The 13,085-nt window shown below is 77.0% G+C and carries 11 protein-coding genes; 6 read left to right on the top strand and 5 right to left on the bottom strand.

Going from position 1 to position 13,085, the window contains the following annotated elements:
• Positions 1 to 163: 163 nt before the first annotated feature.
• The 3 genes from D0Z06_RS23255 to dtd form a co-directional block, all read right to left on the bottom strand.
• Positions 164 to 715: a TIGR03086 family metal-binding protein gene (locus D0Z06_RS23255; RefSeq protein ID WP_117379924.1), complete on the bottom strand. Its 552-nt coding sequence runs from the start codon at positions 713 to 715 to the stop codon at positions 164 to 166.
• Positions 716 to 915: 200 nt separating this feature from the next.
• Positions 916 to 1,899 (bottom strand): RNA polymerase sigma factor SigB, encoded by a 984-nt coding sequence (gene sigB, locus D0Z06_RS23250; RefSeq protein ID WP_117379923.1) that lies wholly within the window; start codon positions 1,897 to 1,899, stop codon positions 916 to 918.
• Positions 1,900 to 2,136: 237 nt separating this feature from the next.
• Positions 2,137 to 2,568, bottom strand: a complete 432-nt coding sequence (gene dtd / locus D0Z06_RS23245; RefSeq protein ID WP_117379922.1) for a D-aminoacyl-tRNA deacylase — start codon at positions 2,566 to 2,568, stop codon at positions 2,137 to 2,139.
• A 104-nt stretch (positions 2,569 to 2,672) separates the two neighbouring features.
• Between dtd and D0Z06_RS23240 the strand changes: the two genes are divergently transcribed.
• The 4 genes from D0Z06_RS23240 (at position 2,673) to D0Z06_RS23230 (ending at position 5,440) form a co-directional block, all read left to right on the top strand.
• Positions 2,673 to 3,245 carry an HD domain-containing protein gene (locus tag D0Z06_RS23240; RefSeq protein WP_199522503.1) on the top strand — a complete coding sequence of 191 codons (573 nt, stop codon included), beginning with the start codon at positions 2,673 to 2,675 and terminating at the stop codon, positions 3,243 to 3,245.
• Positions 3,246 to 3,290: 45 nt separating this feature from the next.
• A complete protein-coding gene (locus tag D0Z06_RS26810; RefSeq protein WP_255419374.1) occupies positions 3,291 to 3,419 on the top strand; it encodes a hypothetical protein in 129 nt (42 codons plus the stop codon).
• Positions 3,420 to 3,534: 115 nt separating this feature from the next.
• A complete protein-coding gene (locus D0Z06_RS23235; protein ID WP_117379928.1) occupies positions 3,535 to 4,377 on the top strand; it encodes a DUF368 domain-containing protein in 843 nt (280 codons plus the stop codon).
• A 262-nt stretch (positions 4,378 to 4,639) separates the two neighbouring features.
• Positions 4,640 to 5,440 carry an alpha/beta fold hydrolase gene (locus D0Z06_RS23230; RefSeq protein WP_117379921.1) on the top strand — a complete coding sequence of 267 codons (801 nt, stop codon included), beginning with the start codon at positions 4,640 to 4,642 and terminating at the stop codon, positions 5,438 to 5,440.
• On the opposite strand, the gene D0Z06_RS23225 is transcribed toward D0Z06_RS23230, so the two are convergent.
• Positions 5,400 to 6,065, bottom strand: coding sequence for a TetR/AcrR family transcriptional regulator (locus tag D0Z06_RS23225; protein ID WP_117379920.1), 666 nt, complete (start codon positions 6,063 to 6,065; stop codon positions 5,400 to 5,402). The genes D0Z06_RS23230 and D0Z06_RS23225 overlap by 41 nt on opposite strands.
• Before the next feature lie 71 nt (positions 6,066 to 6,136).
• Between D0Z06_RS23225 and D0Z06_RS23220 the strand changes: the two genes are divergently transcribed.
• Positions 6,137 to 8,533, top strand: a complete 2,397-nt coding sequence (locus D0Z06_RS23220; RefSeq protein WP_117379919.1) for a PEP/pyruvate-binding domain-containing protein — start codon at positions 6,137 to 6,139, stop codon at positions 8,531 to 8,533.
• An 89-nt stretch (positions 8,534 to 8,622) separates the two neighbouring features.
• Here the strand turns inward: D0Z06_RS23220 and D0Z06_RS23215 are convergent, their stop codons facing one another.
• A complete protein-coding gene (locus tag D0Z06_RS23215) occupies positions 8,623 to 11,493 on the bottom strand; it encodes a helix-turn-helix transcriptional regulator (protein WP_117379918.1) in 2,871 nt (956 codons plus the stop codon).
• 122 nt (positions 11,494 to 11,615) lie between these two features.
• Between D0Z06_RS23215 and D0Z06_RS23210 the strand changes: the two genes are divergently transcribed.
• Positions 11,616 to 13,046 (top strand): NAD(P)/FAD-dependent oxidoreductase, encoded by a 1,431-nt coding sequence (locus D0Z06_RS23210; RefSeq protein WP_199522501.1) that lies wholly within the window; start codon positions 11,616 to 11,618, stop codon positions 13,044 to 13,046.
• The last annotated feature ends 39 nt before the right edge of the window (positions 13,047 to 13,085 follow it).

Here is a 13,085-nt window from a genome sequence, read left to right as displayed (position 1 = left end):
TCACCTTCGGCGAGCTCACCGACCGGATGGAACTGGCCCGCCACGGCGCCCACACCTTCTGGGGCCTGCTGACCCGCACCGCCGCCACCATCGCCGCGCACACCCTGCTACGGGTTCACGCCGCCGAGCTGAGGGTTGCATAAGTCAACCCCCATAACGCGCCTCAGGGCTGCCGGCCGGTGAAGGCAAGCAGCCGGGCCTGCTCGTCGGCGTCCCCGGGCACCGGCACCCGTGGGCCGTAGTGACCGCTGGCGCGCAGGGCGGCGTCCCACGGCTCGATCGCGGTCAAGGAGGTGTGCACCTCGACCGGGTCGAGCGACTCGTCCTGGCCGGTGGCCCGCGCCAGGTCCCACGCGTGCACGAGCAGGTCCATGAGGCCGGTCATCGCGACCAGCTGCTCCAGGGTCATCGAGCCGGCGCGGGTCTGCGTCGGCCGCTGCGCCGTCTCCGGGTCGTCGAGCGCGGCCTGGACGGCGGTGGCCACGGCGCGCCAGGCCCCGGCCGGGTCGTCGTCCACCCGGGGGGCCGCGGGGAGGGGCAGGCCCGCGCTGTCGAGGAAGAGCCCGGGCATCCACCCGACGAGGTGCCGGACGACGTCCCGCGCGACCCAGCCCTCGCACGGCGCGGGCCGGTCCCACCCGTCGGCGGGCACCGCCTCCGCGACGCGGGTGAACGCGCCTGCCAGGTCCCGCCACCGCTCCGCCGTGCTCCGCATGACCGCCTCCTCAACCGATCGGTTGAGCAAGGGTCGGCGTCCCGGGCCGCGGCTGTCAACGCGGTTCCCGGAGCCCGCTGCCGTGGTGCCCGTTCCCCCGGACGCGACGGAGCCGGGCCGCCCTCCGGGGCGGCCCGGCTCCGGGGAGGTCCCCGTCCGCCGCACCCCTCGCGCGGGGGTGCGCACCCGGGGCGGTGCCGCTAGGCCAGGTAGTCGCGCAGGGCGTCGGCGCGCTGCGGGTCGCGCAGCTTGGCCATCGTCTCGCGCTCGATCTGGCGGACCCGCTCGCGGGAGAGGCCGAACTGCTTGCCGATCTGCTCCAGCGTCCGCGGCTGCGAGCCGTCCAGGCCGAACCGCAGCACGACCACGTCGCGCTCGCGCTCCTCGAGCGTGGCCAGCACGTTGCGGACGTCGCCCTTCATCATCTGGAAGGCGACGGCGTCCTCGGCCACGGCGGCGTCGGCGTCCTCGATGAAGTCACCGAGCCGGGACTCCTCGTCGGCGCCCACGGTCTGGTCGAGGCTGACCAGGTCGCGGGAGTACTCGAGCAGTTCGGTGACCCGCTCCGGCGTCATGTCCAGCTCGAGGCCGAGCTCCTCGGCGGTGGGCTCCCGCTCCAGCTCCTGGTGGATCCGGCGGCGGGTGCGCACCACCTTGTTCACCTGCTCGGCCAGGTGCACGGGCAGCCGGATCGTGCGGCCCGAGTCGGCCATGGCACGGGTGATGGCCTGGCGGATCCACCACGTCGCGTAGGTCGAGAACTTGAAGCCCTTGGTGTAGTCGAACTTCTCCACGGCGCGGATCAGGCCGACGTTGCCCTCCTGGATGAGGTCCAGGAAGGTCATGCCGTGGCCGGTGTAGCGCTTGGCCACCGAGACGACCAGGCGCAGGTTGGCCTCCAGCAGGTGCCGCTTGGCGGCCTTGCCGTCCACGGCCAGCGCCTTGTAGTCCCGCTGCAGCGCCGGGGTCAGCTGCCGCTCTCCCAGCAGCCGCTCGGCGTACAGGCCGGCCTCGATGCGCTTGGCGAGCTCGACCTCCTGCTCGGCGGTGAGCAGCGCCGTCTTGCCGATGGTGTTCAGGTACACGCGCACGAGGTCGGTCGACACCAGGCCGGTGGTGTCGGGCTCGCGCCGCGGGGCGCGCACCTCGAGGGTGTCGGTGGGGGAAGACTGCAGCAGCGTCACGATCTGTCTTCGTCCTTGCCTTCGTTCCGGATGCAGCCGCCGGGCGTCGGTGGCGACGGCCGCATCCGGGCGTCATGGACGGGGCCCCGCGGCGCGGGGTCCGCCCGTCGCTCAGGTCTCCGTGTGGTACGTCCTGTCCAACGGCCCCGACCCGCCCGGGTGTTCCGCCGCGACCGGGTTCACAGCAGACGCACAGGACGTGTGCCGTGTCACCCGGTTACCCGTCGTGGCCGCGGCTCAGACCTCGAGCAGGAGTGTCATCGGACCGTCATTCACCGAGCTCACCTGCATGCGCGCGCCGAACACCCCCGTCCCGACCCGGGCGCCGCGGCGGCGCAGCTCGCCGACCACCTCGTCGACCAGCGGCTCGGCGACCTCCCCGGGCGCGGCCGCGTCCCACGAGGGACGCCGGCCCTTGCGCGTGTCGGCGTACAGCGTGAACTGGCTCACGACCAGGACGGGCAGGGCGAGGTCGGCGGCCGAGCGGGCACCCTCCTCGGTGGGGAACACCCGCAGCTCGTGGACCTTCCGCGCCAGCGCCCGGGCGCGGTCGGCGTCGTCCTCGTGCCCGACGCCGACCAGGGCCAGCAGGCCGCGGCCGATCTCGCCGACGACCGCCCCGTCCACCGTCACGGAGGCCGAGGCCACCCTGCTCACCACCGCGCGCACCGGGCCATCCTCGCGGGCGCCGGCGGCCGGGCTCCCCCCGGGGCGGGGGCTCGCCCGCGGCGCGGAGGGGAGGCGCGCCGGAGCCCCGCGTAGGGTCGGGGGCCGTGGCGCTGGGGGAGGGCACCGACCTGGTCGGGGAGGCCTGCCGGCTCGCCGAGCGGCTGCTCGCCCCGGTGGGCGACCGCTGGGGGCACACCCGGGGCGTGGCGGCGCGGGCCGCCGCCGCCGTCGCGGCGGTCGCCGACGCGGACCGGCCGGTGCTGGTGGCGGCGGCCTACCTGCACGACGTCGGCTACGCCCCCGACCTGTCGTGGTCGACCTTCCACCCGGTGGACGGCGCCCGCTTCCTCGCGCAGCGCGGCTGGCCGGAGCTGGTCGTCGGGCTGGTCGCCCAGCACTCCGGCGCCCGGTTCGTCGCCGCCGCCCGCGGCCTGTCCGATCTGCTCGAGCCCTTCGCCGACGACCGCTTCACCACCGGTCCGCTGGCCGACGCGCTCACCTTCGCCGACCAGACCACCGCCCCCGACGGCAGCCCGGTGGACGCGGGGACCCGGCTGGCCGACATGCTGCGCCGCCACGGCCCGGACAGCCCCAACGCCCGCTGCCACCACGTCCGCGGCCCGGCGCTGCTGGCGGCCGTCGCGGCCACCGAGCGCCGGATCTCCGCGGCGGCCTGACGCCGTCGCGGGAGCGCCCCGGAAGCGGGGGGCACCGGCCTGGCGATGGCGCCGGAGGCCGACCTGCCCCGCGTCCTGGCCGCCGTGCACCCCCCGGTGGTGTTCGCCGTCGGGGTCGGCTCCCCGGCGACCCGGCTGCGGTTCGTGCCCGACGGGCCGGACCCCGGGCGGTAGCTTCGTCCCGGTGCGGCCAGCGGAGAACGGCAGTCCCGTCCCACCCCACCGGCAGTCGCGCCGGAGCGCCGTCCCGGGTGGCACGGCGCCCGGGGACGTCCTCCGCGGCGTGGCGATGGGCGCCGCGGAGGTCGTCCCCGGGGTCAGCGGGGGCACCGTCGCGCTCGTCGTGGGCGTCTACGAGCGGCTGATCGCCAGCGCCGACCACGTCGTGACCGCGCTCCGGCTGGCCGTCACGGGCCGGGTCGCGCTGGTCCGGGACGAGCTGGGGAAGGTGCACTGGTCGACCGTCGTCCCGGTGCTCGCCGGCATGGTCGTCGCCGTCCTGGTCGCCGCGCGGCTCCTGGAGCCGCTGATCACCGACCACCCGGTCGGCGCGCGCGCGGTCTTCTTCGGCCTCGTGCTCTTCTCGATCGCCGTGCCGGCCCGGATGGTCGGCCGGTGGGCACCGCGCTCCGCCGCCGCGGCCGTCGCGGCGGCCGTCGCGGCGTTCGTGCTCACCGGCCTCCCGCCGGGCGGCGCCGCGGACCCGCCGCTGACGGTCGTGGTGCCGGCCGCGGCGGTGGCCATCTGCGCCCTGGTGCTGCCGGGGGTGTCGGGGTCCTTCCTCCTGCTGACCCTGGGCCTGTACCAGCCCACGCTCGCCGCGGTCAACGAGCGCGACCTCGCCTACCTGGGCGCGTTCGCCGCGGGCGCGGCGCTCGGGCTCGGGTTGTTCGTCAAGGCGCTGCAGGCGGCGCTGCGCCGCCACCACGCCCTGACCCTGGCGGTCATGACCGGTCTCATGGCGGGCTCGCTGCGCGCCCTCTGGCCGTGGCAGGACGAGGACCGCGGACTGCTCGCCCCGGACGACGGCGCGCTGCCGATGCTGGCCCTCGCCGTGGGCGTCGGCCTCGCCGTCACCGCCGTCCTCGCCGTCCAGGCGCGCCTCGAGCGCCGGGCCGCCGCCGGGGGCTGACCCGGCTCCGGCGGCACCCGCCGCGCGGGGTGCCGCTCGCCGCCGCGGTGCACCGGGACGGCGAGGAGGCGACGCCCACGTCCGCCGGGCCCGACGCCCGAGCAGCCGACCGCGCCGGGTCGAGGCGGTCGAACCGGCCCGTGACGGCGCGCCCGAGCGGCGCGCGCGACCCCGCCACCGGCGCCGGTCGCCCGCCAGGATGGTCGCTGCCCCGGGTCGGGCCGGGCGCTCCCGGCCCCAGCAGCGAGAGAGGTCCGGACCGATGGGTGCAGCGGTGCGTGCGGGCGAGGTCGAGCTGTGGGTGGAGCAGCGGGGTGCCGGGCCCGACGTCCTCCTGCTCAACGGCGGCGGCGACCCGCTCGAGGCCTGGCAGGCGCAGCTCGACGGGCTGGCCGACCGGTACCGGCTGACTGCGTTCGACAACCGCGACGTGGGCCGCTCGACCCGCCCGGGGTCGGGGTACGCGGTGGCCGACCTGGCGGACGACGCGGCGGGGGTGCTGCGGGCGTGCGGCATCGACCGCGCCCACGTCGCCGGGTACTCCGGGGGCGGCGTCATCGCGCAGGAGCTGGCGCTGCGCCACCCCGACGCCGTCCGGAGCCTGGTGCTGGTCTCGACGTGGGCCCGGCCCGACGTCCGGTGGCACCACATGGTCGGCTCGTGGCTGTGGATGGCCGAGCGGGCGCCGAGCGAGCGCGCCTTCCTCGAGGCGTTCTTCGCCTGGACCTACACCCACGGTGCCCACGAGGACGGCCGGGTCGACGAGACCATCGAGGCGGCCCTGGCGTTCCCGCACAAGCAGTCGGGGGAGTCCTTCCACCGCTTCGCCGATGCCTTCTGGGAGCACGCGACCCTGGACCGGCTGCCGCAGGTCGCCGTCCCGACGCTGGTGCTGACCGGCAGCGCGGACACGGCCGTCCCCCCGGCCTACGGCCGGGCCGTCGCCGACGCCATCCCGGGTGCGACCTTCGAGCTGATCGAGGGCCAGGCCCACGCGCCGTTCGAGGAGGTGCCCGAGGAGTTCAACCGCCGGCTGGACGCCTTCTGGCGCGAGGTGGCGTGAGGCCCGCCCGCACCTGGGCCGGCTCCGCGCGGCCGCACCCCGGGGACTGCTGGCGGCGGCCGAAGAGCAGCGCGAGCTGCGCGTCGAGCGCGGCGACCGCGTCGTCCTCGGCGTACCGCTGCGAGAGCACCTGCAGGCCCAGGCCGTCGACGAGCGCGAGCAGCCCGGCCGCGGCACGGTCGGGGTCGACGCCGTCCACCCCGGCCGTGCGCACCTGGTGGGCGAGGAACGCCCGCATCTCCGCGGCGGCCTCGCGCAGGCCCGTCGCGAGCGAGGGCTTCACCGCGGCGTAGGCGAGGAAGGCGAGCACGACGTGGTTCTCCAGCCGGCGCGTCTCGTCCAGCGGGAGCACCTGGAGCAGCAGCTCGCGGACGAGCTCGCGCGGCGTCGCCGGCGTGGATGCGCCCTGCGACCGCCGGCGGACCCGGTCCATGACCGTCCCCAGCGCGAAGGTCATCATCTCGTCCTTGGTGCGGAAGTAGTGCTGCACCATCCCGGTCGAGACCCCCGCCTCGGCCGCCACGTGCCGGAGGCTCACCGCTTCGAGGCCGCGCGCGGCCGCCAGGCGCATCAGCGCGTCGGCGAGCAGCTCCCGGCGCTCGTGGCGGTCCACCCTGCGGGCCATGCGACTCCCATGCATTGCACCTGTATTGTCACGGCGCGTACGGTGCAGTCGTACCAGAGGGGGGCCGCGGCATGCAGGTGCTCGACCTGGCGGCGATCGACCCGGGGGCGCGCGACCTCGTGGGCGGAAAGGCCGCCGGCCTCGCCGAGCTGATCCGGTCGGGGGAGCGCGTGCCGGACGGCTTCTGCGTCACGACCGACGCCCACCGGCGCGGCGAGGTGCCGCGGGCCGAGGTGCTCGCGGCGTACGACCGGCTCGGTGCCGGGCCGGTGGCGGTCCGGTCCAGCGCCACCGCCGAGGACCTGCCGGACGCGAGCTTCGCCGGCCAGCAGGACACCTACCTCTCGGTGACGGGCGCCGAGCGGCTGCTCGAGGCGATCCGCGCCTGCTGGGACTCCCTGCACACCGAGCGCGCCGTCGCCTACCGCGAGGCCGCCGGGGTGCCGCACGAGACCGTGCGCATGGCGGTCGTCGTCCAGCGGATGGTCGACGCCGAGGTCGCGGGTGTGCTGTTCACCGCCAACCCGGTCACCGGCTCCCGCGGCGAGACCGTCGTCGACGCCGCGCCGGGCCTGGGCACGTCCGTGGTCGAGGGGACGACGGTGGCCGACCACCACGTGCTGGACGGCGCACCACCGGAGGGGGGCGGGTGCCTCACGGCCGCCCGGCTGGAGGAGCTCCGCGGCGTCGGGCAGCGGCTCCAGCGCCGGCTCGGCGGGCCGCAGGACGTCGAGTGGGCCTACGACCGGGACGGCGCGCTGTGGCTGCTGCAGTCCCGGCCGATCACCACGCTGTTCCCGGCGCCGCCGCCGAGCGGGGAACCGGGACCGCGGCTGTACGTCGAGTTCGGCCACGTCCAGGGCATGCTCCGGCCGGTGACGCCGATGGGCATGGCCACGCTGAGGTCGGTGCTGGCGGGCATGCTCGCCGCCTTCGGACTCCGGGTGGAGATCGTCGACGTCGGCGGCCGGCTGTACGGGGACCTGACCGACGCGGTGCGCGACCCCTCGACCCGGCGGCGGCTGGTGAGGCTGATGGCCGTCGACTTCGGGCCGCGCGCGCAGGCGGTGGTCGAGCACCTGCTCGACGACCCGCGGTTCGCCCCCGTGCCCCGCTCCCGGCGGCGGACCACCGCCGCGCTGACCGTGGGTCCGCGGGCGGTGGCCGGGATCCTGGGCGCGCTGGCGAGACCGGCGGCGGCGCGGGCACGCGTCTTCGGCGAGCTCGAACGCCTCCGCCTGCAGCCCGAGGCCGACCCCTCCATGGCGGCCGGGCTGCTGGCCCTGCTGGAGGACGACACGGCGTCGAGCGTGCGCCCCGGCAGGATCACCTGGCCCGTCGTCAGCGGTCTCCTGGTCTCCGCGGCCCTCCCGCCGCTGCTGTCGGGCATCGCGACCGACGACGAGCTGCGCACCGTCCTCGGTGGCATGCCGCACAACGTCACGATCGAGATGGACCTCGTGCTCTGGCAGGTCGCCCGGCGGGCCGCGGCGCACCGCGAGGTCCTGCTGGGCACGTCACCGGGCGAGCTCGCCGCGGCCCACCGCGACGGCGAGCTGCCGGAGTTCGGCCTGGGCGCCTTCCTCGACCGGTACGGCACCAGGTGCGCCGCGGAGGTCGACGTCGGGGTGCCGCGCTGGTCCGAGGACCCGACGCCGGTGTTCGCGGCGCTCGCCAACTACCTGCGCCTCACCGATCCCGAGCAGGCCCCCGACCGGAGGTTCGAGCGCGCCGCGGCCGCGGCCGAGGTGGTGCTCGCCGAGCTCGCCGCACGCGCCCGCCGCACGCGGCCCGTACGGGGGCGGCTGGCCGGCTTCCTCCTGCGCCGGGCGCGGGAGCTGGGCGGGCTGCGCGAGGCGGGGAAGTTCGCCGGCCTGTACCCGCTGCGCGACCGGCGGCGACGTCTCCTGCTCCTCGGCGCCCGGCTGCAGGGGGAGGGCCTGCTCGAGCGCGCGGACGACGTCATGTTCCTCACGCAGCCCGAGCTGCGCGCGGCGGTGGAGCGCGGCGAGGACCCGCGGGAGGTGGTCGCCGCGCGGCGGTCGGTGCACGCGCGGGAGCTGCGCCGCCGGACCGTCCCGGTCGCCCTGCTCTCCGACGGGACCGACGTGGAGACGCTGCTGCCGCGGCCGGCGCCCGACGACCGCACGCTCACCGGCACGGGCGCGGCGTCCGGGCGGGTCCGCGGCCGCGCCCGCGTGGTCCGCGACCCGGCCGGCGCGACGGTCGAGCCGGGCGAGATCCTGGTCGCGCCGACGACCGACCCGGGCTGGACGCCCCTGTTCCTCACCGCGGGTGGGCTGGTCACCGAGACCGGCGCGGTGATGGCGCACGGGCCGACGGTGGCCCGGGAGTACGGCATCCCCGCGGTGATCTGCGTCCCGGCCGCGACCGAGCGCATCACCACCGGGCAGGTGGTGACCGTCGACGGGGCCGCGGGGACGGTCACGATCGAGCGACCGGCGTGACCGACGGGTCGTCCCGGGGGTGCACCGCGGCGCTGCCCGGGCTCCCGGACCGCGTTCCTCCCGGGGGACGCCGGATCACGTCGCCGCTGTCAGCGTGGCCCGCCGGGGCTGGTCATCAGGGCGACGAGCTGGGTGCGCCGGGCGGTGCCGGTCTTCGCCATGAGGTGCTCGACGTGCTTCTCCACCGTCCGTGGTGACAGGTACAGGCGCGCGGCGATCTCCCGGTTGGAGGAGCCGCGCGCGAGCAGCGCGAGGACGTCGGCCTCGCGACGCGTGATCCCGCGGGCGGCGAGCGCGGGCGGCACCCCGTCGGGGTCGCGGCGCGGCGGTGGCGAGCCGCTGCGGCGCGCCAGGGATCGGCAGGCACGCGCGAGTTCTGGCGCGGTGCCGGAGAAGAACGCGTGCGCCTCGGGCAACCAGGACCCCGGGTCCCCCCAGTCGTCGGCGACCGCGGCCTCGGCGACCAGGCGGCGGCCGAGGTGGCGCAACCAGGGTGCGCCGGTCAGCCCCGCGTCGGCGGTCGTGAAGCAGGCCGCGGCCGAGGTGCGGTCGCCGCGCCGACCGGCGAGCACCGCACGGGCGAGCGTGCCGTAGTGCCGGGCGACGGCGTCCAGGACCGGGGTGGCGGCGACGTCGGCCGCGGCGTCCTCGGCTCCGGGCGCGCCGTCGACCGCGAGCAGCAGTGCGTGCAGGCCGCGACAGGGGCTGCGGGCGGAAGCGGAGTCCGGTGGTGCCAGTGCGACGGCGCGGGCGAGTTCGTCCAGCGCGCCGACGCGGTCCTCGATCGCCAGCGACGCGAGCGCGAGCAGGTTGCCCCGCCCCGACGCCTCGATCTCGTCGTCCATCGCCGGCCGGGCCCGGTCGAACGCGCCGACGGCGCGGTCGTGGTGGCCCAGCACGGCATCGACCAGTCCGCCGATGACCTGGGCGAGGGGCACGAGGAGGCCGAGACCGAACCGCTGCCCTGCGGTGGCGGCACGGCGCGCGGCGGCCCGGGCCTCGTCGAGCTCGTGGCGCTTCCAGTGCAGCACCGCCAGTTGCAGGTCGACCGCGGCCACCCGGCCCGGCGCGCCGATCTCCGCGGCGAGCCTGCGCGCGCGGACGAGCCGATCGGTGTGCCCGATGCCGATGACGTCGATGGTGGCGAGCTCGTGCAGGGCGGTGGCCCGGCGGAGCGCGGACCCGGACAGCTCGGCAGCGGCGACCGCGGCGGTGAACCACCGCTCGGCGGTGCCGAGGTCGGAGAGGCGGGCGGCCCGGCCCATCAGGGTCGACGCATCCGACTCGAGGTCGTGGCGGCCCGCCCGTTCCGCGGCCGCCCGTGCGGCTCCGGCACGGGCCAGTGCGGCGTCGATCCGGTGCTCCCCGAGAGCGACCTCGGCGCGCAGCGCCTCGTGACGGGCGAGGACGGCCGCGGTCGGCGACCGCGCGCAGCGGGCGGCCCGGTCGAGCTCGGCGGTGGCCCCGCTCCAGTCGCTCCTGGCCACCGCGGCGGCGGCCAGGAGGTGGTGGATCTCGGCGATGTCCTCGGCGGGTGCGTGCAGTGCCGCCAGCTGGGCGAGCAGCTGCACCCCGAGCGGGACGATCTGCGCGGCGTCCGCGGCGGCGACACCGGCGTCGATTAGTGCGCGCCGGGCGTCCACGGTGCGTTCGGGCGTCCCGGCGAGCCGGAGCGCGTCGCCCGCCGCCTCACGGGCGGACGCCACCGCCCCGACCCGCAGCGCGGCACGGCTGCTGGTGAGCCGGAGCTCGAACGCGCGGTCGCCCTCGCCCGCCGCCTCGGCGAGCTCGGCGGCGAGCGCAAGACGCACCGGATCGGTGGTCGCGTCCAGCTCGCCCATCGCGGCGAGGGCGCGGCGGGCGAGCCGCACCCGTTCCGGCGCCACGAGGAGGGCCAGCACGGCCGCGCGGGTCAGGGCGTGGCGGAACCGGAAGGCGCCCCCGTGGTCCTCCTCGACGAGCCGGGACCCCTCCGCTTGCCGCAGCGCGAGGACGACGTCCCCGGGGACCGTCCTGGCGACGAGCCGCCAGTCGAACCGCTCCCCGAGCACCGCGGCCATCTCCAGCACACCCCGGGCGGGTGCGGGCAGCGCGGCGAGCCGGTCGGCCACGGCCAGCGAGAAGGACTCGGGTAGGACGACCGGCAGCGTGCCGCGCACCTCCCAGCCCGTGGCGGTGCGGTGGAGCGCCCCGACCTCCACGAGCGAGGCGAGGAGCTCCTCGACCAGGAACGGCGAGCCCCCGGAGCGCTCGGCGATCGTGGTGACGAGTCCGGACGGCGGATCCGGGAGGCCCAGTGCCGCCGCCACCGCGGCCCGGACACCGGCTCCGTCGAGGGGGCGCAGTGGGACCAGCTGCGCGCTGTGCCGGGTGGTCAGCCTGCGGACCGACCGGTCCACGCCCGGTTCCCCGGTGGTGCGGGCGGTCCCCACGACGAGGACGGGACGACCCGGCAGGACGTCGGCGAGGTACTCCAGCACCTCGAGCGACTCCGGGTCCGACCAGTGCAGGTCCTCGACGACGAGCAGCGCGCCCGCTCCGCCCAGCCCGTCGAGCAGGACGAGGGCCGCCTCCCCGAGCGTCACCGTGGAGACGGCGGCGCGTCGGTCCTCGCGCGGCGTCGTCCACGCCGGGACCAGGACCTCCAGCGCAGGACGCAGGCCCTCCTGCGCCGGACCCGCCGGTGGCCCGCGGCCACGCCACGCCGACGTGAAGGCCTCGGCCAGCGGCCGGTACGGCGCCGGCGTCGGCGACGGGGTCGCGCGGCCGCTGAGCACCGCCATCCCCGACGAGCGGGCGAGCTCGGTGGTCTCCAGCGCCAACCGGGTCTTGCCGATACCCGGCTCACCGGTCAGGAGCAGGATCCCCCCGGCGCCGGCCGCGGCGTGGTCGACGGCGGCGGTCAGGAGGTCGAGCTCGGCGGAGCGGCCGACCACGATCGGGCACCGGACCCTGCCCATGCGAGCAGTATGCGCGCGCCTACGTGGTCGGGGAGGAGGTCCCGGGTACGTGGTTTCCCCGCTGTGCGGGCGGCGCCCCGCCCGGATCCTCGGTGTCCAGGACGGGACGGAGGTGAGCGGTGATGACCACCGGGACCGGGGACCGCGCTGTGGTGGCGGGCGCGAGCATGGCGGGTCTGCTCGCGGCGAGGGTGCTGGCCGAGCGGTGCACGCGCGTGACCGTCGTCGACCGGGATGCGCTGGCCGAGGGGCCGGAGCGGCCGCGTCGTGGCGTTCCGCAGGGCGGTCACCTGCACGCGTTGCTGGGCCGTGGGCAGCAGGCCCTCGAGGAGCTCCTCCCCGGCCTGACCAGGGAGCTGACCGGCAGGGGAGCGCCGCTGGGTGACCAGCTCGGCGACACCCGCATGTACTTCGGGGGGCACCGGATGGCACGCGCGCGCAGCGGCCTGTCCCTGCTGTGCGCGAGTCGCCCGCTCCTGGAGGACGCCGTCCGTGCACGGGTGGCCGCGACGCCGGGCGTGGACGTCGTGCCGCGGTGCGCGCTCGTCGGGCTCGAGATCTCGGCCGACCGGCGGCGGGTCACCGGTGCCCGCGTACGCCGGGACGGTCGGGACGAGGAGGTCATCACCGCCGACCTCGTCGTGGACGCCACCGGCCGGGGCTCGCGCATCCCGACCTGGCTGGCGGCGCTGGGGTTGCCGGCACCCGCGGAGGAGCGCATCAGGATCGGGCTCGGTTATGCGACCCGGGTCTACCGCGCCCGCCCCGGAGCGCTCGGCGGTGACCTGGGGATCATGTGCGCGCCGGTGCCGCCGCACGGGCGTGGTGGAGCGCTGGCGGTCCTCGAGGGCGACCGGTGGATGGTGACGCTGATCGGCGTGCTCGGGGACCACCCGCCCACCGACCCGGCCGGGTTCCTCGACTTCGCGCGCTCCCTGCCGCACCCCGACGTCCGCGACGCCCTCACCTCCGCCGAGCCGCTCGGCGACCCCGCGCCGTTCCGCTTCCCGGCCGGGGTCCGCCGTCGCTACGAACGGGTCCGGGAGTTGCCCGAGGGGCTCCTCGTGCTGGGGGATGCGTTCTGCAGCTTCAACCCGGTCTACGGGCAGGGCATGACCGTCGCCGCGCTGGAGGCGCTGGCGCTGCGCGACCAGCTCCGGCGCCGACGTCCACCGCAGCCCCTGGCCTTCCACCGGCACGTCGCGCGGGTCGTCGACGCGCCGTGGGAGCTGGCGGTCGGTGGCGACCTGGCGTTCCCCGGCGTCGAGGGCCGGCGCACGGCGAAGACCCGCGTGCTCGGCGCCTACGTCGACCGGCTCCACGCAGCCGCCGAGACCGACGCCGCCCTGGCGACCGCGTTCCTCCGGGTCGCCGCCCTCGTCGACCCGCCCACCGCGCTCGTCGGACCCGGGACCGTGCTGCGGGTGCTGCGCCACGGCCGGCACGGCCGACCGAGCCCCGGTGAGGGCGGTGCCGGGCCGACCACCACCACGGTCCCGCCGGCCGGGCCCCCGAGCCGGGAAGACGCCCCGGCGCCCGGCCGGAGGGGGTGACGGCAGGCGTTCCCGCCGGCGACCGGGCGGACCGTTCGC

The organism is Geodermatophilus marinus (assembly GCF_003428645.1).
In the GTDB taxonomy this organism is placed as follows: Bacteria; Actinomycetota; Actinomycetes; order Mycobacteriales; family Geodermatophilaceae; genus Geodermatophilus.
Note: the sequence above shows the minus strand (reverse complement) of the source record. Positions and strands in the feature narration are given on the sequence as shown.